The sequence below is a fragment of the Agromyces subbeticus DSM 16689 genome, from assembly GCF_000421565.1.
Taxonomy (GTDB): domain Bacteria; phylum Actinomycetota; class Actinomycetes; order Actinomycetales; family Microbacteriaceae; genus Agromyces; species Agromyces subbeticus.
This window is the reverse complement of the sequence record NZ_ATXG01000006.1, coordinates 115,940-141,034: the sequence shown is the minus strand read 5'-3', so window position 1 is coordinate 141,034 and position 25,095 is coordinate 115,940. Positions and strand designations below refer to the sequence as shown.

21 protein-coding genes and 1 pseudogene are annotated in these 25,095 nt (G+C 69.6%); 10 read left to right on the top strand and 12 right to left on the bottom strand.

Annotation, left to right across the window (positions count from 1 at the left end):
* The first annotated feature begins 4 nt into the window (after positions 1 to 4).
* From H521_RS0110755 to arfB, 3 genes are all read left to right on the top strand, one after another.
* On the top strand, positions 5 to 490 hold the full coding sequence (locus H521_RS0110755; protein WP_026482168.1) for a MogA/MoaB family molybdenum cofactor biosynthesis protein: 486 nt from the start codon (positions 5 to 7) through the stop codon (positions 488 to 490).
* A 75-nt stretch (positions 491 to 565) separates the two neighbouring features.
* Entirely contained in the window at positions 566 to 781 is a 216-nt protein-coding gene (locus H521_RS0110750; RefSeq protein ID WP_026482167.1) for a hypothetical protein, read from the top strand.
* 67 nt (positions 782 to 848) lie between these two features.
* Positions 849 to 1,286, top strand: a complete 438-nt coding sequence (gene arfB / locus H521_RS0110745) for an alternative ribosome rescue aminoacyl-tRNA hydrolase ArfB (RefSeq protein ID WP_022893029.1) — start codon at positions 849 to 851, stop codon at positions 1,284 to 1,286.
* A 45-nt stretch (positions 1,287 to 1,331) separates the two neighbouring features.
* Here arfB and H521_RS0110740 read toward each other — a convergent pair whose 3' ends face one another.
* From H521_RS0110740 to H521_RS0110715, 7 genes and pseudogenes are all read right to left on the bottom strand, one after another.
* Positions 1,332 to 2,636 carry a D-arabinono-1,4-lactone oxidase gene (locus H521_RS0110740; protein WP_051159264.1) on the bottom strand — a complete coding sequence of 435 codons (1,305 nt, stop codon included), beginning with the start codon at positions 2,634 to 2,636 and terminating at the stop codon, positions 1,332 to 1,334.
* A 10-nt stretch (positions 2,637 to 2,646) separates the two neighbouring features.
* A pseudogene (locus H521_RS26415) lies at positions 2,647 to 3,285 on the bottom strand (arabinan endo-1,5-alpha-L-arabinosidase); the annotation flags it as partial.
* A 12-nt stretch (positions 3,286 to 3,297) separates the two neighbouring features.
* The gene (locus H521_RS26410) at positions 3,298 to 3,603 is read right to left on the bottom strand and encodes a glycoside hydrolase family protein (protein ID WP_245560971.1); all 306 of its coding nucleotides are present in this window, start codon (positions 3,601 to 3,603) and stop codon (positions 3,298 to 3,300) included.
* A gap of 86 nt (positions 3,604 to 3,689) precedes the next feature.
* The gene (gene arfA, locus H521_RS0110730; RefSeq protein WP_022893027.1) at positions 3,690 to 5,201 is read right to left on the bottom strand and encodes an arabinosylfuranosidase ArfA; all 1,512 of its coding nucleotides are present in this window, start codon (positions 5,199 to 5,201) and stop codon (positions 3,690 to 3,692) included.
* A gap of 89 nt (positions 5,202 to 5,290) precedes the next feature.
* Positions 5,291 to 6,256, bottom strand: a complete 966-nt coding sequence (locus H521_RS0110725) for a carbohydrate ABC transporter permease (RefSeq protein WP_022893026.1) — start codon at positions 6,254 to 6,256, stop codon at positions 5,291 to 5,293.
* The gene (locus tag H521_RS0110720) at positions 6,256 to 7,209 is read right to left on the bottom strand and encodes a carbohydrate ABC transporter permease (RefSeq protein WP_022893025.1); all 954 of its coding nucleotides are present in this window, start codon (positions 7,207 to 7,209) and stop codon (positions 6,256 to 6,258) included. The genes H521_RS0110725 and H521_RS0110720 overlap by 1 nt, the downstream gene beginning before the upstream one ends.
* A 105-nt stretch (positions 7,210 to 7,314) precedes the next feature.
* Positions 7,315 to 8,643 carry an ABC transporter substrate-binding protein gene (locus tag H521_RS0110715; RefSeq protein WP_022893024.1) on the bottom strand — a complete coding sequence of 443 codons (1,329 nt, stop codon included), beginning with the start codon at positions 8,641 to 8,643 and terminating at the stop codon, positions 7,315 to 7,317.
* A 239-nt stretch (positions 8,644 to 8,882) separates the two neighbouring features.
* Between H521_RS0110715 and H521_RS0110710 the strand changes: the two genes are divergently transcribed.
* Positions 8,883 to 9,932: a LacI family DNA-binding transcriptional regulator gene (locus H521_RS0110710; protein WP_022893023.1), complete on the top strand. Its 1,050-nt coding sequence runs from the start codon at positions 8,883 to 8,885 to the stop codon at positions 9,930 to 9,932.
* 16 nt (positions 9,933 to 9,948) lie between these two features.
* Here H521_RS0110710 and H521_RS22870 read toward each other — a convergent pair whose 3' ends face one another.
* The 3 genes from H521_RS22870 to H521_RS22865 form a co-directional block, all read right to left on the bottom strand.
* Positions 9,949 to 10,641 carry a phosphatase PAP2 family protein gene (locus tag H521_RS22870; RefSeq protein WP_022893022.1) on the bottom strand — a complete coding sequence of 231 codons (693 nt, stop codon included), beginning with the start codon at positions 10,639 to 10,641 and terminating at the stop codon, positions 9,949 to 9,951.
* A gap of 121 nt (positions 10,642 to 10,762) precedes the next feature.
* Positions 10,763 to 12,046: a multidrug effflux MFS transporter gene (locus tag H521_RS0110700; protein WP_022893021.1), complete on the bottom strand. Its 1,284-nt coding sequence runs from the start codon at positions 12,044 to 12,046 to the stop codon at positions 10,763 to 10,765.
* 153 nt (positions 12,047 to 12,199) lie between these two features.
* Positions 12,200 to 13,396 carry an ROK family protein gene (locus tag H521_RS22865; protein ID WP_022893020.1) on the bottom strand — a complete coding sequence of 399 codons (1,197 nt, stop codon included), beginning with the start codon at positions 13,394 to 13,396 and terminating at the stop codon, positions 12,200 to 12,202.
* A 145-nt stretch (positions 13,397 to 13,541) separates the two neighbouring features.
* Here H521_RS22865 and H521_RS0110690 point away from each other — a divergent pair, with 145 nt between their 5' ends.
* The 6 genes from H521_RS0110690 (at position 13,542) to H521_RS0110665 (ending at position 21,772) form a co-directional block, all read left to right on the top strand.
* Positions 13,542 to 14,837, top strand: coding sequence for an extracellular solute-binding protein (locus tag H521_RS0110690; RefSeq protein WP_425393590.1), 1,296 nt, complete (start codon positions 13,542 to 13,544; stop codon positions 14,835 to 14,837).
* Between the two features lie 81 nt (positions 14,838 to 14,918).
* Positions 14,919 to 15,890 (top strand): carbohydrate ABC transporter permease, encoded by a 972-nt coding sequence (locus tag H521_RS0110685; RefSeq protein WP_022893018.1) that lies wholly within the window; start codon positions 14,919 to 14,921, stop codon positions 15,888 to 15,890.
* Positions 15,887 to 16,759, top strand: coding sequence for a carbohydrate ABC transporter permease (locus tag H521_RS0110680; RefSeq protein ID WP_022893017.1), 873 nt, complete (start codon positions 15,887 to 15,889; stop codon positions 16,757 to 16,759). Before H521_RS0110685 ends, H521_RS0110680 begins: the two co-directional genes overlap by 4 nt.
* 62 nt (positions 16,760 to 16,821) lie before the next feature.
* Positions 16,822 to 19,179 carry a beta-xylosidase/alpha-l-arabinosidase gene (locus H521_RS22860; protein ID WP_051159271.1) on the top strand — a complete coding sequence of 786 codons (2,358 nt, stop codon included), beginning with the start codon at positions 16,822 to 16,824 and terminating at the stop codon, positions 19,177 to 19,179.
* Complete coding sequence (locus H521_RS22855; protein WP_022893015.1) at positions 19,176 to 20,816, top strand: glycoside hydrolase family 43 protein; 1,641 nt, start codon at positions 19,176 to 19,178, stop codon at positions 20,814 to 20,816. The genes H521_RS22860 and H521_RS22855 overlap by 4 nt, the downstream gene beginning before the upstream one ends.
* A gap of 74 nt (positions 20,817 to 20,890) precedes the next feature.
* Positions 20,891 to 21,772: an alpha/beta fold hydrolase gene (locus H521_RS0110665; RefSeq protein ID WP_022893014.1), complete on the top strand. Its 882-nt coding sequence runs from the start codon at positions 20,891 to 20,893 to the stop codon at positions 21,770 to 21,772.
* Between the two features lie 65 nt (positions 21,773 to 21,837).
* Here H521_RS0110665 and H521_RS22850 read toward each other — a convergent pair whose 3' ends face one another.
* Positions 21,838 to 22,935, bottom strand: coding sequence for a LacI family DNA-binding transcriptional regulator (locus H521_RS22850; RefSeq protein ID WP_022893013.1), 1,098 nt, complete (start codon positions 22,933 to 22,935; stop codon positions 21,838 to 21,840).
* Between the two features lie 29 nt (positions 22,936 to 22,964).
* Positions 22,965 to 25,094, bottom strand: coding sequence for an alpha-xylosidase (gene yicI, locus H521_RS22845; RefSeq protein WP_022893012.1), 2,130 nt, complete (start codon positions 25,092 to 25,094; stop codon positions 22,965 to 22,967).
* Position 25,095 lies beyond the last annotated feature (1 nt).

Genomic DNA, 25,095 nt, shown 5'->3' with positions numbered 1-25,095 from the left:
GCGGATGCCGCGAACCGCCGTCGTCATCGTCGCCTCGACCCGCGCGGCGAGCGGCGTCTACACCGACCGCACCGGGCCGGTGATCGCCGCCTGGTTCGCCGAGCGCGGTTTCACGGTTGTCGGCCCCGACGTGGTGGCCGACGGGAAGCCCGTGCGCGGCGCGCTGCGCCAGGCTCTTGCAGCTGCGCCGGCCGTGATCGTCACGACGGGCGGCACCGGACTCGCGCCGGGTGACGCGACTCCCGAGGCAACCGACGCCCTGCTCGACCGCGAGGTGCCCGGCTTCATGGAGGAGCTGCGGCGACGCGGCGCCGCGAACACACCCACCGCGCTGCTCTCGCGCGGGGTCGCCGGCGTGGCCGGCTCGACCTTCATCGTGAACCTGCCGGGCTCCAGCGGCGGCGTGCGTGACGGACTCGCCGTGCTCGACGACGTACTCGAGCACGTGATCGACCAGCTCGCGGGCGGGGATCACCCGTCGGCGGAGTGATCTCACCCGCAGTCGGCCTGTTCTCGGGCACGTCCTGATTCTGATGCCCGGCGGCCCCCCAGTAGAGTGCGTCACATGGCAACGGACGTCACTCTCTATATCGGCAGCGCGGCACCCAACTACGCGAAGTTCCGCTTCACCGACGCTGCCACGTGGGAGGGTGTTCGGTCCCAGATCATCACTGCGATGAATGCAGGCAAGGGGACCATCGAGATCGACCGCAAGGGAGACACGGTCGTCTATGTGTACACCCCGTTCCTTCCGGTGAGTTGGGTCGACAAGAGCGTCTAGCGACATACTCAAGGCGAGCGCCTGATCGGCAAGAGCACGACCGTTTGCGCAAGAGGATGATGGACCCATGCCCGCTCCCCACCGTCCCGGTCTTCGGGTCGGCTCAGCACTCACGATCCCCGAGTCTGAGCTGTCGTGGCGGTTCTCGCGGTCATCCGGCCCCGGCGGGCAAGGCGTGAACACCGCCGACTCCCGAGCAGAACTCGTGTGGGATGTCGCGGGCTCGGCCGCGCTCTCGCCGCTCCAGCGCGAGCGACTCCTCGAGCGTCTGAGCGGTCGCCTCGTCGACGGAGTACTGACGGTCACGGCATCGGAGCACCGCGCGCAATTGCGCAACAGGAACGCTGCGCTCGCTCGGCTGGCCGCCGTCGTCGCCGAAGCGCTGCAGCCACCGTCACCGATGCGACGAGCGACGAGTCCGACTCGCGGTGCCAAGAAGCGGCGCTTGGAGGCGAAGAAGCGGCGCACCGACGTCAAGCGACTGCGTCGCCCGCCCCAGGACTGACAGCCGGTCAACGCTCCCCCGGCCCGTTCGCCCCAAGCGGTCGGCTCAGAGCCCGAGCCGCGCCGTATACGCGTTGCGGAATCGCCCCTCGGGATCGAACCGTTCCCGGAGCGCCGCGAAGTCCGCCCAGCGCGGGTAGCGCCGGCGCACCTCATCGGCGTCGACGGTGAAGACCTTGCCCCAGTGCGGACGCGCCGTCTCGGGCAGCGCCGCCTCGATCGTCGGCAGCAGCGCCTCGACAGCCGCCTGCTCCCGCTTCCACGTGAAGTGGATGCCGACGACGTCGGTGCCGTAGGCAGGGCTCAGCCACAGGTCGTCGGCGCGCACCGATCGCACCTCGCAGACCTGCAGCAGCGGGGCGATGTGCGCGGCGAGCCCGCGCATCGCCTCGAGTGCTGCAACCGCATCCGCGCGCGGCACGAGGTACTCCGACTGCAGCTCCTCACCGGCCGACGGCGTGAAATCGAGCCGGAAGTGCGGCAGCCGCTCGTGCCACGGGCCGGGCTCGCCGAGCTGCGCCGTGCAGGCGTCGGCGACCATGCCGGGCAGCGGGTGTCGGGCAACCGTCGCCTCGGTCGCACCGAGCCTCGCGATGAGTGCAGCGGATGCTGCCGCGGCATCCGACTCGACCGGCAGCCGCCGCTTGACCCACAGCTGGTCGGCGCGGTCGGTGCTCGCCCAGGTCGTGAAGACGCTGACGCTCGAGCCGAGCGCGGTGACGGCGTCGTACTCGGCGAGCACGGCGTCCCACGACGGACGCTCGTAGACGGTCTGCGCGACGTCGTAGGTGGGCTCGACGTCGAGCTCGAGCGCAGTGACGACGCCGAGGGCGCCGAGGTTCACGACGGCGCCGGCGAAGTCGGCATCGCCACGCGAAAGGGTGCGCGACTCCCCCGTTGCCGTGATGAACGCGATGGCGCGCACGGCGCTCGCGAGCGAGCCGATGCGGTCGCCCGACCCGTGCGTGCCGGTCGCGACGGCGCCCGCCACCGAGATGTGCGGCAGCGAGGCGAGGTTGCCGAGCGCGAGGCCGCCTGCGTGCAGCGCAGAGGCGAGCTCGCCGTAGCGCGGACTCCCCTCGATGCGCACGGCGCCAGGCGCGCTCGAGGCGTCGATCGTCACCGGCAGATCCGCCGTCTCGATGAGCGTGCCCTCGGTGTCGGCGATGTCGTTGAAGCTGTGCCGCGAGCCCAGCACGCGGAACGGCCCATCGCCCGCAAGCACCTCGCGAAGTTCGTCGATCGAGGTCGGTCGCACCACCCGCGATGCGCGGTAGTTCAGGTTGCCGGCCCAGTTGGCGCCTGCGGATGTCGCGGTCACGCGGTTCCTCTCGTCGTCAAGCCGTGTCATTCCAAGCGCGCTACCAGTGCGCGACAGGCCAGCCCTCGGCGTCCCAATCGAGTTCGACGAGCCCGAGCTGGAACGAGCCGTTCATGCGCCGGTCGTAGTAGTGCAGTGCGAGGGTATCGCCCTGAACCGATTGGCCGCCCGGTCCGATGCGGTCTCCGGCAGCCGAGAGCAGCGACGTGCCGCCGCCCTCGAGGAGCGCCACGCCGTTGCGGTCGACGTAGGGCCCGGTCACCGCATCGGCACGGCCGACCGCGATGTTATAGGTGCTGTCGAGCCCTTGGCAGCATGCATCGCGTGAGACGAAGAGGAAGTAGTCGCCGTCATGCTCCACGATGTACGGCGCCTCGATGGCGTTCGGCGGGCTCTGCCGATCGGCGAGGCGCAGCGGCTCCGAGGCATCCGCTGCACCGCCGTTCGGCCATTCGAGCGGAATCATGCGGATGCCGCTCCAGAACGAGCCGAACGACATCCACGGCTCCCCCGCCTCGTCGACGACGATGCCGGCGTCGATCGCGTTGAAGTCGTCGGCCGTCGTCGAAGCGATCACCTGGCCGGCGTCGACCCACTCGTAGTCGGGCGAATCGGGGTCGAGCGTCTCGTTCGTCGCGAGTGCGATGACCGAGGCGTTCGACCCGAAGGTCGACGCCGAGTAGTAGAGGTATCAGGTGCCGTCGTGCTCGATGAGCTCCGGCGCCCAGAGATTGGAGACGCCGGGCACCGCTTCGCCGAGCCACTCGGGCTTGTCCTGCCACACCTCGCCGCGGTACTGCCAGTTGCGGCCGTCGTCGGAGCTGCGGATCTGGATGTTGCCGTCGGCAACGGTCGCGTTTCCGGTCGAGTAGACGTAGCTCGTGCCATCCTCCTCGGCCAGCGCCGGGTCGTGCACCATCAGGTCGCCGGTGAGCTCGCGCGCCCCGCCCGAGGCGCACCCGGTCATGCCGACCGCGGCGGTGACGGCGACGAGCAATGCGAGCCCACCTAAGACCCGTCGCCCGGCTCCGGAGGAGGCAGGATGCGCCGCCGGCATGGACGGCCGGCGGCGCACCCCGCGGCTCATGCGCCGAGCGAGACGGCGGTCCAGGAGACCGGCGGCAGCTCGATCGTGAGCGTGCCGGCCTCGACCGCGGCGCTCGCGTTCGCCGCCGGGGCGACACGCTCGGGCGCCTCGAGCGTGTTCTTCGCGTACACGTCGTCGTCGGCGAGGGTGTCGGCGCTGCGCAGCTGCACGGCGCCGAGCGCCGACACGTCGATCGTCACGGTGATCGCCTCGGTGCGGCTGCGGTTCACGAGGAACACCGCCGACTCGCCGGCTTCGGCGTCGTGCGTCGCCACGGCGTCGACCTGCGGCACGACGCCGTAGACCTCTGTCGTGTGCGTCGGCGACTCGAGCTTGACCTCGAGCGCGACGCCCTTCGCGAGGCGCGAGGTGATCGCGAACGGGAAGAACGTGGTCTGGCGCCAGGCCGGGCCGCCCGGCTCGGTCATGATCGGCGCGATCACGTTGACGAGTTGTGCGAGCGAGGCGCTCGTGACGCGGTCGGCGTGCTTCAGCAGCGAGATCATCAGGTTGCCGAAGACGACGGCGTCGACGACGGAGTACACGTCTTCGAGCAGACGCGGAGCGACCGGCCAGTTGTCGATGCCCTCGATCTTGTCGACGCCGTGGTAGCGGTCGATGTACCAGACGTTCCACTCGTCGAACGAGATGTCGATCGTCTTCTCGCTGCCGACGACGGCCTTGACGTGATCGGCCGTCGCGACGACCGTCTCGATGAAGCGGTCCATGTCGACCGCCGAGGCGAGGAACGAGTCGAGGTCGCCGTTCTTCTCCTCGTAGTACGCGTGGCACGAGATGTAGTCGACATCGTCGTAGGTGTGTGTGAGCACGACCCGCTCCCACTCGCCGAAGGTCGGCATGTGGGCGCTCGATGAGCCGCACGCCACGAGCTGGATCGACGGGTCGAGCTGGCGCATCGCCTTCGCGGTCTGCGAGGCGATCTTGCCGTAGTCGGAGGCACTGCGGTGGCCCAGCTGCCAGGGTCCGTCCATCTCGTTGCCGAGGCACCACATCTTCACGCCGAAGGCGTCGGTCCTGCCATTGTCGATGCGCCGCTGCGAGAGCGCCGTGCCGCCGGCGATGTTCGTGTACTCCAGCAGGTCGAGCGCCTCGAGGGTGCCGCGCGTGCCGAGGTTGACCGCGAGCATCAGCTCGCTGCCGACCTTCTCGAGCCACGACGAGAACTCGTGCAGGCCGATCTCGTTCGTCTCGGTCGAGTGCCAGGCGAGGTCGAGCCGGCGCGGCCGCTCCTCCTTCGGGCCGACCGAGTCCTCCCAGCGGAAGCCCGACACGAAGTTGCCGCCCGGGTAGCGAATGGTCGAGACGCCGAGCTCCTTCACGAGCTCGATGACATCTTGGCGGAAGCCCTCGGCATCGGCGGTCTCATGACCGGGCTCGTAGATGCCGTCGTAGACGTGACGGCCGAGGTGCTCGACGAAGCCTCCGAAGACGCGACGGTCGATGGTCCCGACGGTGAAGTGCGGGTCGATGGTGAGGTGAGCAGACAATGCAGTGCTTTCTGTGTGTGGTTCGAAGAGCCGGCCGATGCGGCCGAAGTCGTGGTCTCAGGCGAGCGGATGCCGCGGCATCCGCTCGGTCACTTGATGCTGCCGAGCGACAGCCCGCCCTGCCAGTAGCGCTGCAGGAACAGGAACGACAGGATCAGCGGCAGCACCGAGATGAAGGCGCCCGAGGTGATCAGGTTCCAGACCTGCTCGCCGCCTGCGCCGGCGTTCGAGAGCGCAGTCCACCGGTTGAGGCCGACCGTGACCGGCAGCAGGTTCGGGTCGGTGAGCACGGCGAGCGGCAGGAAGAAGTTGTTCCAGGTGCCGACGACCGACAACAGCAGCACCGTGACGATGGCCGGGCGCAGCAGCGGCAGCGCCACTTGGAAGAAGGTGCGGAGCTCGCCGGCGCCGTCGATTCGGGCCGCCTCGAGCATCTCGTCGGGCACCGCGTCCTGCGTGTAGACCCGCATGAGGTACACGCCGAACGGGCTCAGCAGGCTCGGCAGGATGACGGCCCACGGCGTGTTGATGATGCCGTACTGGCTCAGCAGCATGAACGTCGGAATGACGAGCGCCGTCAGCGGCACCATGACCGAGCCGAGGATGACGGTGAAGACGCCGTTGCGCCCCCGGAAGTTGTACTTCGCGAAGCCGTAGCCGGCGAGCACCGCGAGGATCGTGGCACCGATGCCGCCCGCGAAGGCGTAGAGGAACGAGTTGCCGAGCCACCGCCAGTAGATGCCGCCCTGGTGGCTGAAGAGCCCCGCGATGTTGTCGAAGAAGGCGAAGTTGTCGTCGAACCAGAACGCCGGGCTCGAGAACAGGCCCGAGGTGTCTTTCGTCGAGGCGACGACGAGCCACCAGATCGGCACGATGAAGTAGATCGCGAGGATGATCAGGAAGACGTGCGAGCCGATGCGACGGCTGCCGGTGCGACGGCCGCGGCGGCCGCCACGGTGCACGCTGCGATCGACGTGCGACGGCAGCCCCGTGGCGGTGGTCAGCGGCTCGGCCGGGTCCACCGAGCCGGTCGTGCGTGGGGAGAAGATCGACATCACTTCAGTCCGCTCTGCTTGCGCGTCAGGAAGAGGAACACGAACGAGCCGGCGAACACCAGGGCGCCGAGCGAGAACGCGATGGCCGCGGCGTAGTTGAACTGGCTGTATGAGAAGGCGAGCGAGAAGGCGTACATGTTCGGCGTGTAGGCCGCGTCGATCGCGCCTTGGGCGACGCTGCGCAGCACCACCGGTTCGGTGAAGAACTGCAGGGTGCCGATGAGCGCGAACATGACGACCATGACCATCGACGAGCTGATCATCGGCACCTTGATGCCGATGGCCGTCTGCCAGCCGTTGGCGCCGTCGATGCGAGCCGCCTCGTAGATCGATGGGTCGATCGAGCGCAGCGCGGCGTAGATCACGACCATGTAGTAGCCCGCCCACTGCCACGTGACGATGTTCACGAGGCTGCCGAAGATGCTGTCGGGTGCCAGGAACTCGGGTGTCGGCAAGCCGAACGCCCCGAAGATCGTGGCGCCCGGGCCGAACCGCGGGCTGTAGAGGAAGCTCCACATCAGGGCGCCGATGACACCGGGAATCGCGTAGGGCACGAAGATGAAGAGCCGCGAGAGCTTCGACAGCCGGCTGACCAGGGTGTCGAGCACGAGGGCAGCGGCGAGCGCGACGAGAAGCTGCGTCGGGATCATCACGACCGCGAAGCCCAGCACGCGCAGCATGCCCTCGAGGAAGAGCGGGTCGGTGAAGGCCTTGCCGTAGTTGGCGAGGCCCGTGAAGTCGGTGCCCGTGGCGAGCGTCGACGTGAACAGGCTCATACCGAACGCGTAGAAGAGCGGGAAGATCAGGAGCAGCGCGAAGACGACGAGGAACGGAACGACGAACAGCCATCCCCACCGCTGCCGGCGACGGACGAGCGTCGATCCTCCGGATCGCGGAGCCCGGGATCGGCCGACTGCGGCCGGCGGCGGCGCAGTCGTGGTCTGGGTGGTCATCTGGTGCTCTCTTCGTCGAGTTCGAATCGGTTCAGCCGGTTGGTGAGGAAGGGAGCGGATGCCCCGTGCCGGAGGTGCCGGCACGAGGCATCCGCTCACCGCCTGTTACTTGAGGGTGAAGCCCTGCTCGGTCGCGTACTTCTCGAGCGAGGCCTGCAGGTCGTCGAGCGCGGTGGCCGAGTCCTTCTCGCCCTGCACCATCGCGAACTGCTGCTCGGTGAGCTGGTCGTAGGCGTAGTTCTGGAACGGGCTGAAGGTGAAGCCGGTGTAGCCGGATGCCGCCGGGAGGAAGACGTCCTTGTTGATCTGCTGGCCGCCGAAGAACGGGTACTCGAGATCGCGGAAGTAGTCGGAGTCGAGGATCGGCTTCCACAGCGGGAAGAGCGCCGCCTCTTCGATGCCGATCTTCCACGCCTCCTCAGTGCCGAAGACCTCCTTCGCCACGACTGCCGCCGCCTCAGGGTTCTTCGACTGGCTCGTCACCGCGAAGGTCGAACCGCCCCAGTTGATCTGCACGGGGTTGGCCGGATCCCACTGGGGAACCGGTGCGGCCTTCCAGACCGCGTCGGCGTCGGCGTCGGAGAGGCCGCCGAGGTAGCCGGGGCCCCACGCCGCCGCGACGTAGATCGCGTAGCTGCCGTCGACGAGCTTCGTGTTGTAATCGGCCGTGAACGCGTCATCCGTGGCGACGAGACCGCCGTCGACCAGGCCCTCCCAGTAGGCGAGCACGTCTTTGGAGCCCTGGTCGTTGACATCGATGCCGATCTCGGTCGGCTTCGCGTTGTCGTACTCGAATGGCACCGATCCGGCCTGGGCGAAGAGCGCCTGGTTGTAGGCGCGGCCGTTCGTCGGGAAGTCGGCGAGCACGCCGGGCGCACCGGCATCCTTCAGCGCTTGGGCCGCCGCGGCGAACTCGTCCCACGTGGTCGGCACGGCGATGCCGTACTGGTCGAGGATGTCCTGGCGGTAGAGCATGCCCATCGGGCCGCCGTCGACGGGGATGGCGTAGACCGCATCGCCGCTCGAGACGTCCTTCCAGGCGCCCTCGGTGTAGTCGGCGGCCACCTCGTCGGCGCCGTGCTCGGTGAGGTCGACGAGCGCGTCGCGGATCGAGAAGCTCGAGAGCACCTCCGACTCGAGCATGATCACGTCGGGCGCACCCGAACCGGCCTCGATGGCCGTCGAGAACTTCGTGTACTCGTCATTGCCCTGACCGGCGTTCGTCCAGCAGATCTGCACGTCGTCGTGGGATTCGTTGAAGAGGTCGACGACCTCTTCGAACGCGGGGTACCAGGCCCAGACGCTGACCTGGGTGGCCTCGGCGTTGACGATCTTGTTGGTGCAGGATGCTTCGGGCTCGCCACCCGAGCAGCCCGTGAGTGCCACGGCCGCGACTGCGGTGACCGCGGCCCCTGCAAGGAGCTTCGACTTCATTGCTGTGCTTCCTCTCGCGGTGTTGAGGACACCGTTGTCTCTTGGCGAATGGGCTCGTCTCCGCCGCGCACAGTGGGTGCTCTGCGTCGAGTCCGAGTCTTTCCAACGTTGTAAAGTAAACGTTGTAGAGGCATTGTGCACGTCGTGGCCGCAGCTTGTCAAGCGGAGCCGAATCGCCTGATGCGAGGCCACGAGACGAGTGGAGCGACGTTGTAGTGTTGCGGCAACGAGGAGGACGAATGGCTGTGACGCTGCACGACGTCGCCCGCGTGGCGGGGGTGTCGATCAAGACGGTGTCGAACGTCATCAACGACTATCCGCACATCCGCCCGGCCACGAAGTCGAAGGTCGAGCAGGCCATCGAAGAGCTCGGCTATCAGCCGAACCTCACGGCGCGAAGCCTGCGCTCCGGACGCGCCGGCGCCATCGCCCTCGCCGTGCCCGACCTCAGCCTTCCCTACTTCGCCGAGCTCGCCGGCGCCGTGATCGCCGCGGCCGAAGCGGCCGGCATCGTCGTGCTCGTCGAGCAGACCGGCGGCGACCCGGCGCGCGAGCTCGAGGTGCTGCGCAGCCCCCGGCTCACCATGACCGATGGCCTGATCTTCAGCCCCCTCGGCATCGAGCAATCGGATGCCCCGGCGCTGCGCGTGCCGTACCCGCTCGTGCTCCTCGGCGAACGGGTCTTCGACCCCGAGCACGACCACGTGAGCATGCGCAACGTCGAGGCCGCCCGCGCCGCGACCGAGTTCCTCATCGCCTCGGGCCGCCGCCGCATCGCCGTCGTGGGCGCGCACGAGGGCGAGGTCATCGGCTCGGCCGGATTCCGCCTGCAGGGCTACCGCGAAGCGCTCGACGCCGCGGGCCTCGAGTTCGACCCCGACCTCGTCGGCTACACGGCACCGTGGCACCGTTCGGGTGGTGCCCAGGCCATGCGCGACGTGCTCGCGCACGGGGCGCCCTTCGACGCGGTCTTCGGGCTCAACGACACGCTCGCCCTCGGCGCCATGCGCGTGCTGCAGGAGGCCGGTCTGCGCGTGCCGCACGACGTCTCGGTCATCGGCTTCGACGACCTCGATGAAGCGGAGTACTCGATTCCCTCACTCACGACCGTCGACCCCGGGCGGCGCTGGATCGCCCGCACCGCCGTCGAGACCCTGCTCGCCCGCATCACCGCTGCCACCCTCGACGCAGCCGATGCGCCGCAGCCTGCGCTGCAGCTCGCCGAGTTCCGCATCGTCGAGCGGGAGTCGGCGCCGGCTGCGGCATCCGCGATCGCCACCGCGGTCTGACGGGCCGCGACGCGACTCAGGGCGACGCCGAGTGCACGGCCTCGCGCCGCTCGTGCCACGCGATGCGCTCGCGTTCGAGCGGGTAGGCGAACGCCGCCCAGAGCAGCAGGGCGACGCCGGCTCCCACGAGGGCGCCCCCGATCGTGTCGGTCACCCAGTGCGCACCGAGGTACGTGCGACTCACCGCCATCAGCACCGTGTAGACGGCGCCGATCACCCAGACCCAGAGCCGCGGCGCGATCACGCCCACGACGACCGCGATCGTCGCCGCATTGGCGACATGACCCGAGGGAAACGAGCCGGTGTCCGAGATGACGATCATGTCTTCGGGTCGCGGGCGCGCGTACACGCCCTTCAACAACTGCACCACCCCGGCACTCACCGCCGAGGCCACGATGAAGAACAGTGCAGCCCAAGGGCGCCGCAGCAGCAGGAGCAGCAGTGCCGCACCGATCGGAATGACGAAGACGCCGATGATGCCACCGCCCAGAGCGTTCATCGCGTAGGCGAAGACGTCGCCGACGGGCCCGCGAAGGCTCAGCACCTCTTCGGCCCACTCTTCGTCGATCTCGAACTGCAGTGCGCCCGAGCGCACCGTGAGCAAGATGCCGAGCAGCGCCGCCATGAGCACGGCCGTGCCGCCGGCGATCAACGGCACGCGCCGGGCGATTCGCCGGGCCCGGAATTTCTCGGTCGTCTCGGACGTCATCCCTTCACGCTACCGGCGGCGCTGCGGCATGCGCGTCAGCCGGGCGAGGTATCCCCGGCACGGATGCCGCGAGGCGATGCGACCGTGCGGCGCGCATGCGCGACATCCGCTCGCCGTGCTCTCAGTCGCTGAGCGGCGGCACCGTCTTGGGTCGCACAAGCCCCCAGAGCGCGGCGATCGCCACGATCGCCGCGAGCACCATGACGAACGCCATCGGCACGGCGCTGCCGACGCCCATGAGGCCGATGAGCGGCGAGATGACCCCGGCGAGGCCGAAGTTCAGCGCGCCGAGCAGCGATGCGGCGGTGCCCGCCTCTGCACCGTGGTGCGCGAGCGCCAGCACCTGCACGGCGGGGAACGAGAAACCGCAGGCGAGGATGTAGAACCACAGCGGGATCGCCGTGCCCCAGAACCCGGCGCCCGAACTGTCGAGCACCATGATCGTCGCCGCCATGGCCAGGTGCACGACCGTGGTGATCGCGAGGATCCACTGCGGCTGCACCGGCCCGCGCATGAGCCGCGAGCTCACCTGCACGCCGACGATGACGCCGACCGAGTTGACCGCGAACAGCAGGCCGTACTCCTGCGCGTTGAACGCGTAGATGTCTTGGAAGAGGAACGACGAGGTCGAGAGATACCCGAAAAGTCCCGTGAACGTCATGCCGCCGATGATCGCCGCACCGAGGTACACGCGGTCGCGGAAGAGCGCGGCGTAGCGGTCGCGCAGCGTGGAGTGGCCGGCGACGTGACGTCGTTCGGGCGGCAGCGTCTCGATGATGAAGAAGGCGACGGCAGCGACGACGACCGCACCGTAGATCGCGAGCACCACGAAGATGCCGCGCCAGTCCATGACCTGCAGCAATTGCGACCCGATGACCGGCGCGAGCACCGGAGCGAGGCCGTTGACGAGCGCGAGGCGCGAGAGCATGCGCACGAGCGGCTTACCGCCGAAGAGGTCGCGCACCATGGCCATGGCGACGACGCCACCGGCGGCGGCGCCGAAGCCCTGCAGCAGGCGGAAGACCGAGAGCCACACGATGTCGGGTGCGAAGGCCGCAGCGACGGATGCCGCGATGTGCAGCGCCGTCGCGAGGATGAGCGGCAGCCGGCGCCCGACCTTGTCACTCCACGGGCCGACGATGAGCTGGCCGAGGCCGAAGCCGACCATGGTGCCGGTCAGCGTCAGCTGCACCGCCGAGGCCGAGACGCCGAGCTCGCTCTGCAGCACCGGGAAGGCCGGCAGGTACAGGTCGATCGTGAACGGCCCGAGTGCCGTGAGCGCGCCGAGCACGAGCACGTAGACGAGCCGCTGACGGCTTGTGAGGCGATCGCCCGGGTGCGCCGCGCGTGCGGAGCGCTCGTAGTCGTCGGGACGGATGATGGGGATGGAGGCAGTTGAGGACATGCGTGTTCCTGTGCGGATCGTGCGTGGGTTGGAAACGGCGCGCGCCCTCGAGCACCGAAGAAGGGCACGAAGGCGCCTCGCGACCCCGTCGTGCGGATTCGAGGTGGCCGGCACCACTCTCGAATCGATTCGACAAGGTGCAAGTGTATCGGTTCAACGCTGCTCGTGCACAGGCCCGATCGGCAGGCCGGCGAGCGGATCGGCCAGGAGCGATGAGAACGCCGCCTCCGCGGCGCCGATCATCAGGCGGTCTTCACCGAGCGCAGCAGTGCGGATCGCGAGCTGCTCGAATGCCGCCGGCATGGCCTGCTCGGCGACTTCGGCCTCGAGGGCGGCCAGATCGCTGTCGGCGACGGTCGCGAGGAACCCGCCGAGCACGACGAGCGAGGGATTCAGCGCGTTCACCGCGTTCGCGAGCGCCGTCGCGAGGATGCGCCGCTGGCGCGCGAGCTCCTGTGCCACGCCTGGCCGGATCGAGTCGGCGAGCGCCGCGGCGAGCGTCGGCTCGTCGGCGGTGGTGAGCCCCGCGACCTCGAGCAGTCGCGCGCGGCTCACCTCGTCTTCGAGCACACCGCCGTCGGCGCGCCGGTCGGCAGTCAGCGCGATGCCAGGCCGATTCTGGCCGAACTCCCCCGCGTAGCCCCCGGCACCGCCGACGAGCCGACCACCGAGCACGATGCCACCGCCGATGCCGCTCGCGCCGCCGTTCAGGTAGACGAGGTCGTCGACATCGCGGCCGGCGCCGAAGAGGTGCTCGGCGACCGCGCCGAGACTCGCGTCGTTGCCGACGGTGACGGGCAGCTGCGTGGCCTGCTCGACGAGCGTGCGGATCGGGGCATCCGCCCAGCCGAGGTGCGGCGCCAGGCGCACCATGCCGTCGGAGGCGCGCACGAGACCGGGCACGGCGAGCCCGACGGCCAGGAACCGGGACGATTGCAGGTGGCTCGAGCGCCAGCGTTCGAGCGTCGCGGCGACGAGCGCTGCGACCTCGTCGGGCGCCAGCAGATGATCGACCTCGACGCGCTCGCGCCGGGCGACCGAGCCGTCGAGTGCGACGGCAGCGATGGTCACGGCGTCGACCTCTGGATTGACCGCCAAGGCGAGTACCCGAGGGTCGGCGGCGATGACGGGCGAGGGGCGGCCGACCCGATTCGTGGGGTCGGGCGCGCGCTCGACGACGAGTCCGAGGTCGACGAGCTCCCCGGCGAGCGCCGCCACCGTCGATCGATTCAGCCCGGTGAGCGTGGTGAGGCGGGCTCGCGAGAGCGGCCCGTCGAGGTGCACGAGGCCGAGGAGTTTGGAGAGATTGCGGCGATGCACGCCGTCGAGGGTGCCGTCCCGTTCTGTCACGCGACCACTCTAGAGGCGCGGCAGATGCCAGACCTGCTCCCGCGCCGAATATGTTGCCCTTGACCCCAAATGTGAACCCACGTACTATTCGACACGTCCAGACTACTTTCGACGTTGACGTCGAAACTTTCGAGAAGGTTCAATGATGAACAGACGCAGCACCACACGGCTCGTCACGCTGGGGGCCGTGGCCGCACTGGCGCTCACCGCCCTCGCCGGGTGCAGCGCCGGCGGCGGAGAGACCGACGACGGTTCGGTCGAGTTGACCTTCTGGCACAACTCCACCACCGGCGACGGCAAGGCCTACTGGCAGCAGACGGCCGACGACTTCGAGGCCGAGCACCCCGGCGTGAAGATCGAGATCCAGGCCATCCAGAACGAGGACATGGATGGAAAGCTCCAGACCGCGCTGAACTCGGGCGACGCGCCCGACATCTTCATGGCACGCGGCGGCGGCAAGCTCGCCGCCGTCGTCGAGGCCGGCCAGGTGCAAGACCTCACCGATGCGATCTCGGAGGACACGAAGACCGCGCTCGGCGAGGCATCGCTCGCCGCCCTCTCGGTCGACGACAAGATCTACGGCGTGCCGTCGTCGGTGCTGCCGGGCGGCATCTACTACAGCAAGGACCTGTTCGCACAGGCCGGCATCACCGAGACGCCGACCACGTTCGACGAACTGAGCGACGGCGTCGACAAGCTCAAGGCCGCAGGCATCGCCCCGATCGCCCTCGGTGCGAAGGACGCTTGGCCCGCAGCCCACTGGTACTACTTCTTCACGCTCCGCGAGTGCTCGCAAGACGTCGTGGCCGCGCTCGCGTCCGACCCGAGCTTCTCCGACGAGTGCTTCCTGCGCGCCGGTGAGGACCTCGCGGACTTCGCCGCCACCGAGCCGTACAACGACGGCTTCCTCACCACCACCGCCCAGCAGGGCGCCGGCTCCTCCGCAGGCCTGGTGGCCAACCACCAGGCGGCCATGGAGCTCATGGGCGCGTGGGACCCCGGAGTCATCGCATCGCTCACGCCCGACGAGCAGCCCCTCGCCGACCTCGGCTGGTTCCCGTTCCCCGCCGTGGACGGCGGCGACGGTGACGCCGGCGCCATGATGGGCGGCGTCGACGGCTACAGCTGCTTCGTCGACGCGCCGAAGGAGTGTGCCGAGTTCCTCGAGTTCGCGTCGCAGAAGGAGCAACAGGAGGCCTACGCCGAGGCGTTCGTCACCCTGCCGGCCAACAAGGACGCACAGGGCGTCGTGGCCGACCCCGCGCTGCAGGAAGTGCTCGCCTCGTACAACGACGCTCCCTACGTCTCGGTGTGGCTCGACACGCTGCTCGGCCAGAACGTCGGCAACGCGCTCAACGTCGGCGTCGTCGACCTGCTCGCGGGCAAGGGCGATGCGCAGGGCATCGTCGACGCCGTCGAAGACGCCATCAAGAAGGGCTGAGGCCCTCGCAGCATGAGCGTTCGCACCAGTTCTCCCACCGCGGGGCGGGCTCCGGCTGACGCCGGGCGGTCCGGAGGCGACATGTCGTCTCCGGACCGCCCGGGCGCCGAGCCGTCGCCGTCACCTTCGCCGTCGTCTCGACGCCCGCGCGACTGGCGCAAGGCCCTCGAGATCACCGTGCTCGTCGGCCCGGCTCTCGTCGTCTTCCTCGGCTTCGTCATCTTCCCGGTCGTCATGGCCGGGTACTACGGGTTCTTCCGCTGGAAGGGCTACGGCCTGCCGACCGACTTCGTCGGGCTGCAGAACTACGTGACGATCCTCCAGGACCCGACCTTCCATGAGGCCCTCTGGCACAACACGATCATCGTCGTGATGTCGCTCGTGCTGCAGGGGCCGCTCGCGCTGCTGCTGGCGCTGCTGCTGAACCGCCCGATGCGCGGGCAGTCGCTCATCCGGGTACTCATCTTCGTGCCCTACGTGCTCGCCGAGGTCGTCGTCGGCACGGGCTGGAGCTTGATGCTCCAGAGCGACGGCGCGCTCAACGGGCTGCTCGAGAAGCTCGGCCTCGACGGCCTCGCGCAAGATTGGCTCTCGAACCCCGACCTCGCGATCTGGACCCTGCTCGGCATCATCACCTGGAAGTACATCGGCTTCGCCGTCATCCTCTTCCTGGCCGGCCTGCAGGGCATCCCGCAAGAGCTCACCGAGGCCGCCCAGATCGACGGCGCCTCCTACTGGCAGATCCAGCGCCGCATCACGCTGCCGCTGCTCGGCCCGACGCTGCGCATCTGGGCGTTCCTGTCGATCATCGGATCGCTCCAGCTCTTCGACCTCGTCTACATCATCTGGGGCCAGTACATCGCCTCGACGGCCGGCACCTCGACGATGGCGACGTACATGGTCGCCAACGGGCGCAACGCCGGCAACTACGGCTACGGCAACGCCGTGGCGGTCGTGCTGTTCGTCATCTCACTCGTCGTCGCCCTCATCTACCAGCGCTACGTGCTGCGCCGTGACACGGCCGGCGCCCTCACCGAACGGAACGAGCGATGACCGCATCGACCATCGCCATCCCCCGAGCCAGGCGGCCTCGCGGCAGTGGCCGACTGCCGTGGGGCAGCCCGGCCATCTACCTCGGCGCCGTCGTCGTCGTCACGCTCATGCTGGCGCCGATCCTCTACATCATCATCGGCGGCTTCCGCACGAACTCGCAGATCACCGCCGACCCCTCCGGGCTGCCGGCGCCGTGGGTGATGGCGAACTACGCCGAGGTGCTCGGCAGCACGACCTTCTGGGGAGAGGTCGCCAACTCGACGGTCGCCGCGGTCGTCACCACGCTCGGCGTCGTCGCCCTCGGCCTCATGGCGAGCTACGTGCTCGCCCGCTACCGGTTCCGGGCACGCGGGCTGCTCTACGCGGTCTTCGCCGCTGGCCTGATGTTCCCCATGACGGTGGCGATCACGCCGCTCTACCTCGTGGTGCGCAACCTCGGCCTGATGAACTCGATGGCCGGCATCATCCTGCCCCAGATCGCCTTCGCCCTGCCGGCGACGATCATCATCCTCGTGCCGTTCCTGCGCGCCATCCCCGATGAGATCGAGGAGGCGGCCTCGATCGACGGAGCCTCGCGCCTCGGCTTCTTCTGGAGGATGGTGGTGCCGCTGGCGCTGCCCGGCGTGATCACGGTCGGCATCCTCGCCTTCATCGCGAGCTGGAACAGCTACATCCTGCCGCTGTTCATCCTGAACAACGAGGCATCCTTCACCCTGCCGCTCGGCGTGCAGGCGTTCGCCTCGCAGTACTCCGTCGACACGGCCAAGGTGCTCGCCTTCACCTCGCTGTCGATGATTCCCGCCCTCATCTTCTTCAGCATCTTCGAGCGCCGCATCGTCGGCGGACTGACCGGGGCGGTGAAGGGGTGAACGGGCCGGTGACGGATGCCGCGGAGACGACGACCGACCCGACGAACCGAGAGACCGACCCGATGACGACGACCCAGACACCCCTGACCACGACGACCGAAGAGTCGTGGCGTGACCGCACCCTGCCCGCCGATGCGCGCGCCGCTGCCCTGATCGCCGCGCTCACCCTCGAGGAGAAGATCGCCCAGCTCTACGGCATCTGGATCGGCGCCTCCGACGACGGCGCCGACGTGGCACCGCACCAGCACGAGATGAGCGGCACCGTCGATCTCGACGAGCTGCTGCCCAAGGGACTCGGGCAGATCACGCGTGCCTTCGGCACCGCGCCCGTCGATGCGGCGCTCGGGGCGCAGTCGCTCGCCCAGCTGCAGCATCGCATCGTCGCGTCGAGCAGGTTCGGCATTCCCGCACTCGTGCACGAGGAGTGCCTCGCGGGCTTCGCCGCCTACGGCGCGACCGCCTACCCGGTGCCCCTGTCGTGGGGGGCAACGTTCGACCCCGAGCTGATCGAGCAGATGGCGCATCGCATCGGCGCCGACATGCGCTCGGTCGGCGTGCACCAGGGGCTCGCCCCCGTGCTCGACGTCGTGCGCGATGCCCGGTGGGGTCGGGTCGAAGAGACGATGGGCGAAGACCCGTACCTCGTCGGCACGGTCGGCACCGCGTACGTGCGCGGGCTCGAGGCATCCGGCATCGTGGCGACGCTCAAGCACTTCGTCGGCTACTCGGCGTCGCGGGCGGGTCGCAACCTCGCTCCCGTGTCGGTCGGTGCGCGAGAGCTCGCCGACGTGCTGCTGCCGCCGTTCGAGATGGTGGTGCGCGACGCCGGGCCGCGTTCGGTGATGAACGCGTACACCGATCTCGACGGCGTGCCCACGGCAGCCGACCGCGATCTGCTCACCGGCCTGTTGCGTGAGACGTGGGGCTTCTCGGGCACCGTCGTCGCCGACTATTTCTCGGTGGCCTTCCTCGAGACGCTGCACGGCACGGCCGGCGACCTCGGCGACGCGGCAGCGGCGGCCCTCGAGGCTGGCATCGACGTGGAGCTTCCGACAGTGCACGCCTTCGGCGAGCCCCTGGTGCGGGCGGTGGCCGACGGCCGCATCGATGAGGCCGTCGTCGACCGCGCCGTGCTCCGGGTGCTCCTGCAGAAGATCGACCTCGGGCTGCTCGACGAGCCGGCCGCGCCGGCCGCAGCCTCTGCCGCGCGGGGCACGATCGATCTCGACCCGCCCGAGAACCGCGCGCTCGCGCGCCGCATCGCCGAACGAGCCATCGTGCTGCTCGCGAACGACGGCACGCTGCCGCTGGCCGCACCCGCGCGCATCGCCGTGATCGGCCCGACCGCCGACGACCCGCTCGCGGTGCTCGGCTGCTACGCCTTCCCGACGCACGTCGGCGTGCATCACCCCGAGGCCGGCCTCGGCATCGAGCTGCCGACGCTCGTCGAGGCGCTCCGCGCGGAGTTCCCCGCCAGCGAGATCACGATCGCCGCCGGCACCTCGATCGACGGCGGCGAGACCGACGGCATCGAACACGCGGTGGCCATCGCGGCATCAGCGGATGTCGTCGTGCTCGCGCTCGGCGACCGTGCCGGCCTCTTCGGCCGTGGCACGAGCGGCGAGGGCTGCGACGCCGAGACCCTCGACCTGCCCGGCGCGCAGACCGCGCTGCTCGAGGCGGTCCTCGACTCGGGAACCCCCACCGTGCTCACGATGCTCTCGGGCCGCCCGTACGTGCTGGGCTCCGCGCCCGATCGCGCCGCCGGCATCCTGCAGGCGTTCTTCCCGGGCGAGGAGGGCACGAGAGCCCTCGCCGCCATCCTCAGCGGTCGGGTGAACCCGAGCGGTCGCCTGCCGGTGAGCGTTCCGGCCACGCCCGGGGCGCAGCCGTCCACCTACCTCGCCTCGACGCTCGCCCGCCGCAACGAGGTGTCGAACATCGATCCGACGGCTCGCTACCCGTTCGGCCACGGGCTCGGCTACAGCGCGTTCGCATGGCGCGATCTCGAGGTCGAGATCGCCGAGGCGACGACGGATGCCGCGTTGCGGCTGTCGCTCACGGTCGAGAACGTCGGCGATCGCGCCGGGGCCGACATCGTGCAGCTGTACCTGCACGACCCCGTGGCATCGGTGGTGCGCCCGCTGCAGCGACTGATCGGCTTCCATCGCGTCGAGCTCGAGCCAGGAGCATCCGTGCGCCTGACGGTCGAGGTGCCGGCCGACCTCACGGCGTTCACCGGCCGTGACGGCCGTCGCATCGTCGAGCCGGGCGCGCTCGTGCTGGGTCTCGGTCGGTCGAGCGGCGACCTGCCGCTGCAGGCGAGTGTCGAGCTCACCGGGCCGGTGCGCGTGGTCGACAACGCCCGGGCCCTGCATCCCGTGTGGCGCAGCGATGCGGTGGGTGCCGTCTCACCGTGACCACCGCCCGCAACCCCGTGCTGCCCGGGTTCCACCCCGATCCGAGCATCTGCCGGGTGGGAGATGAGTTCTTCGTGGTCACCTCGACCTTCGAGTACTTCCCCGGGCTACCGGTGCATCGCTCCCGCGATCTCGTCGAGTGGCGGCTCGTGGGCCACGCGGTGCATCGCGAGGAGCAGCTCGACCTCTCGACGGTGCCTGCCTCGGGCGGGCTGTTCGCCCCGACGATCCGCCACCACGGCGGCCGGTTCTTCGTGGCGTGCACGCTCGTCGGCGGCGAGGGCCGTCAGGGCAGCTTCATCGTGACCGCGACCGACGCGGCCGGGCCATGGTCGGATCCGGTCTGGATCGATGACGCCCCCGGCATCGACCCGTCGCTGCTCTTCGACGACGACGGGCGGGCGTGGTGGTGCGGCACCCGGCTCGCCGACCCTGGCGCCTGGCCCGAGCAGACCGAGGTGTGGGTGCGCGAGCTCGATCTCGCCACGATGTCACTCGTCGGCGATGAGCACGTCGTGTGGCACGGCGCGGTCGAGGGTGCGGTCTGGGCCGAGGGGCCGCATCTCTATCGCAGCGGCGGCGGAGTGCTGCTCGTGGCGAGCGAGGGCGGCACCGAACGCCACCATGCCGTGAGCGCGGCGCGGGGCGCGAGCCCGGTCGGGCCCTTCGTCGGATCGAAGGCGAACCCGCTGCTCACGCACCGCCACCTCGGCGGCGACGCCGACGTTGCGAACGTCGGGCACGCCGACCTCGTCGATGACGGTCGCGGCGGCTGGTGGGCGACGGTGCTCGCGACGCGGCGGCTGCCGCTCGACGGCGAACGCGCGGACGCGCTGCAGGGCCGCGAGACCTGGCTCGTTCCCGTCAGCTTCGACGACGGCTGGCCGGTGTTCGCGCCCGGCCACGGCCGGCTGGCCGACGAGGTCGAGGTGCCGTGGGCCGATGCCCATGGCGGCGGTGCCCACGGCGACGGGGCCGACTCGAGCGTGCCGCGTGCACTCGTCGACGATTTCGACCTACCGACGCTGCATCCTGAACTGCTCTCGATCCGCACTGCAGTCGATGCGAACCGGGCTCGTCTCGACGAGCGGCCGGGACATCTGCGCCTCCATGCGCGTTCAGGTGGCCTCCACGAGCGCGCGGCGCACGCCTTCGCCGGCTTCCGCCTCGAGCAGCCGGTCGCCACGCTCTCGACGGTGGTCGGGGTTCCGGATGACGCTCCACCCGGCCTGCACGCGGGGCTCGCACTGCGACTCTCAGAGCGCCGATTCCTGACGTTCGGCGTGCGGGCGGGCACGGCCGGAGCCGCCCGTGTCGTCGAACTCGTGATGCACGTCGATGGCGAAGACCACCTGCTCGGCTGCGCCGACGTGCCCATGGCAGCTGCCACCCTCGCGCTCACCCTCGAGATCGTCGGCTTCGCGGCGACGGCCCGGATCGAGCACGGCGAAGACGACAACGAGGTCGGCTCAGCCGATCTCTCGCCGCTCAGCCCGAGCGAGGGAGGAGGCTTCGTCGGGGTCGTCGGCGGGATCTTCGTCGTCTGCGCCGAGCCCACCACCGACCCGCCCGTCGACGCGTCGGTGGCCTGGGCCAACTTCGACCGGCTCAGCCTGGCGCACGCACCGGCCCGCTGAGTTCCTCCTCGACCGGCGAATGCCAACTGGTCAAGCCCTTGCCGCCCTGGCGTGCACCCGGTGGTCTTGATGGGATGGAGACAGTGAATGCGCCGGTCGCGCACCGGCAGGTCGAGGTCGACGGCATCGACACCTTCTACCGTGAGGCTGGCCCAGCCGATGCCCCAGTGGTGTTGCTGCCGCACGGATACCCCGCGTCGTCGTACGCCTACCGCAATCTGATGGCGGCGTTGGGCGATCGATGGCGGCTGGTGGCCCCTGACCTCCCGGGATTCGGGTACAGCGCCACGCCATCGCCAGAGCACTTCCGCTACAGCTTCGACGGATACTCCGACTTCCTGCAGCGTTTCGTCTCGACCGTCGGCCTGGACCGGTACGTGATCTGGTTGCACGACTACGGCTCGCAGTTCGGACTCCGACTTGCGATGACGGCGCCAGAACGGGTGGCGGGCCTGGTGATCCAGAACGGTGACATCCATCCCGACGAGTTCGGCCCCAAGTACGACGCGCTGCGGGAGTTGTGGGAGCACCCCGGTCCAGACGCCCGGCGGGCGATGGCAGAGCACGTGAACCTGGCCGGCTTCCGCGACGAGTTCGCCGGCGAACTGCCCGTCGACGTTCGCGACCGCGTGGCGCCCGACGTGTGGACGTTGCACTGGGCGTTGATGTCGTCGCCGGAGCGCGTCGCCAACCTGGTGCGGCTCTTGGAGGACCAGCCCACGACCCTCGACTGGATGCCCCGTCAACGGGCGTACCTGCGCGAGCATCGGCCGCCGACCCTGATCGTGTGGGGTCCACACGACGGATACATGCCCGAGGCTTCGGCGCGGGCGTACCACCGGGACCTTCCCGACGCCGAGCTCCACCTGCTCGACGGCGGGCACTGGCTGTTGGAGACGCACCTCGGCGAGGTTGTTCCCTTGGTCCGCACGTTCCTCGATCGCGTCAACGCCTGAGAGCGGCGAGGGCGAACGCACGTTCTGGAATCCGGCCGCAGCCGGGGCCGTCGACGTCGACCAACTCAGCCCGGTGCACGCACCGGCACGCTGAGCTCCTCCGCTGCGGGCGGCGCCGTGCTCTCGCGCACGACGAGGCTCGTTGCGAGGTCCATGCGCGGCGTCGGTGCGGAGCCGACGCCGGCTGCGACATCCGCTTCACCGACTGCATCGAGCTCGTCGGCGAGTCGGATCGCGAGCCTCGCCGCCTCCTCCCCCATGCGGCGCAGCGGCTGGTGCACCGTCGTGAGGCGGGGCGTGAGCCAGCGCGCGAGCGGGATGTCGTCGTAGCCGACGATCGAGAGGTCTTCTGGCACGCGGATGCCGCGCTCCCGCGCCGCCTCCATCACGCCGAGCGCCTGCATGTCGCTGCCGGCGAAGATGGCCGTCGGCCGATCGCGGCGCTCGAGCAGCTCGCGGGCGCGCTCGCGGCCGCCGCTGACGTGGAAGTCGCCGAAGCGGATCCAGTCGGGGTCGATCGGCAGGCCCGCGGAGTTCATCGCCGACCGGTAGCCGTCGACCCTCGCCAGCGAGCACATCATGTCTTCGGGGCCGGTGATGGCGGCGATGCGCGTGTGCCCGAGTTCGATGAGGTGCCGCGTCGCCGCGAGACCGCCCGACCAGTTCGCCGAGCCCACCGACGGCGCATCGGGCGAGGGGTCGCCGGCCGGGTCGACGATCACGAACGGGATCGCCCGGGACCGCAGTCGCTCTCGGTATTCGGGTGCGAGCTCGGAGAACACGAGCACGATGGCGACCGGCCGACGCCGCATCACGCCCTCGATCCAGTCGGGGTCGGGCGCGTGCCGACTGCCGCTCACCGTGAGCACGACGCTGAGCCCGTGCTCCTTGGCGACCTGCTCGACGCCGCCGATGAGTTCCATCGACCAGATCGGGTCGAGTTCGTGGAAGACGAGCTCGATGAGCTCGGCCCGCGATTCGGAACGCCCACCGCCCCTGCGTCGGTACCCGCGGTCGGCGAGGAGCTGCTCGACCCGAGCACGGGTCGGCGCCGATACATCCGCCCTGCCGTTCAAGACCTTCGAGATGGTCGACAGGCTCACGCCCGCCTCCTCGGCCACGCTCGCGAGCGTCACCCGGCCGTCGTCGGCGCTGGATTCCATGTTTCGAAGGCTAGGCCCGAAACTTGCGGTCAGGCGCGGAACTCGCCCGCCGACCCGTCCTCCTCGAGCAGCGGTACGACGGCACCCTCGCGCACCCAGAGGGGCACGCTGTCGAAGGCATGCACCTCCCGGCGCCAAGCGCCGCCCTCGACGACCTCGCGGGTGAACCAGTTCGTCCAGCGCCCGGCCGGCAGGTAGTACTCCACCTCGCCCTCCGCGCTGAAGACGGGAGCGACGAGCAGGTCGGGGCCGAGCAGGTACTGGCGGTCGAGGTAGGCCACCGCCGGGTCGGCGGGGAACGCGAGCTGCATCGGCCGCATCACCGGCGTGCCGGTGCGATGCGCCTCGAGACCCGCGGCCACGAGGTACGGCTGCAGCGACTGCTTGAGTTTCGTGAACCGCCGCGTGACCTCGACGGCGCTCTGGCCGGGCGCCTCATCGCCGCGGTCGAACCGCCACGGCGCCCGATAACTCGTCGAGCCGTGCAGTCGCGAATGGCTCGACAGCAGGCCGAACGCGAGCCACCGCTTGAACACCGCGGGGTCTGGGTCGCCCTCGAACCCGCCGATGTCGTGGCTCCAGTAGCCGAAGCCGCTCAGTGAGAGCGAGAGGCCGCCGCGCAGGCTCTCGGCCATCGACACGAACGACGAGGAGTTGTCGCCGCCCCAGTGCACGGGCATGCTCTGGCCTCCGACCGTTGCCGAGCGGGCGAACAGCACCGCCTCGCCCGGCCCGCGCACCTCTTCGAGCACGTCGAACACGGCCCGGTTGTAGAGCTGGGTGTAGCGGTGATGCATGCCCTCGGGCTCGCTGCCGTCGTGCCACACGACGTCGATCGGAATCCGCTCGCCGAAGTCGGTCTTGATCGCGTCGACACCTTGCCCGATGAGCCCACGCAGATGCGACTGGTACCACTCGACCGCGCCCGGGTTCGTGAAGTCGACGAGGGCCATTCCCGCCTGCCAGAGATCGGACTGCCACACCGTGCCGTCGGCGCGGTGCACGAGGAAGCCGCTGTCGACCCCCTGCTGGAACAGCCGCGAGCGCTGGGCGATGTACGGATTGAGCCACGCGCTCACGTGCAGACCGCGTTCGTGGAGCCGTGCGAGCATGCCCTCGGGGTCGGGGAAGACGCGCGGGTCCCATTCGAAGTCGGTCCAGTGGAACTCGCGCATCCAGAAGCAGTCGAAGTGGAAGACGCTCAGCGGCAGGTCGCGCTCGGCCATGCCCTCGATGAACTCGGTGACGGTCGCCTCGTCGTAGTCGGTCGTGAAGCTCGTCGACATCCAGAGCCCGTACGACCAGTCGGGCACGATCGCCGGCCGACCGGTGAGCCTGGTGTACCGGTCGAGCACCTCGGCCGGTGTCGGCCCCGCGATCACGAAGAACTCGAGCGACTCCCCCGCCACCGAGAACTGCACCTGTTCCACGGCCTCCGAGCCGACCTCGAACGAGACGTGCCCTGCATGGTTCACGAGCACGCCGTAGCCGCGGTTCGTGAGGTAGAACGGCACGTTCTTGTACGCCTGCTCGCTCGAGGTGCCGCCGTCGGCGTTCCAGATGTCGACGGTCTGGCCGTTCTTCACGAGCGGGCCGAACCGTTCGCCGAGCCCGTAGACGAGCTCGCCGACGTCGAGCGAGAGCTGGGCGTGCATGTACTCGGATGCCGCGGCGAGGCCCGTGCTCGTCACGCCCGTGACGCCCGTCGGCTCCGCTGCGACCGGCGCTCCCGGCGCGAGGCTGAGATGGGCGAGCGACTTCGCGCCACTCGAGGTGTAGGTGCCGCCCTCGTGCTCGAACGACAGGCTCCACGGTGCACCGCGCACGACGCGGGCACGGAGTGCGCCGGCGTCGACCACGCCGCCCGATTCGTCGACCTCGATCAGCGCCTGATGCGCGGCATCCGTGGCGATCTCGAAGCCCTGGTCGCGCCGCGCGCCGCGATGGTGCTCGACGCGCACCCGGATCACGCCTTCGGCCGGACTCGCGAGCGAGACCGTGAGCAGCGGGCGATTGAGCGTGTCGCCGCGTCGCTCGATGATGCGCGTCGGAGCCTCGATGACGAGCTCTCCGTCTTCAACGTCGAGCGCGTACGCCTCCTGCGCGTAGCGCGCGTCGACGCCGGGCCGCGGGAGCCAGAATCCATCGGTGAACTTCATG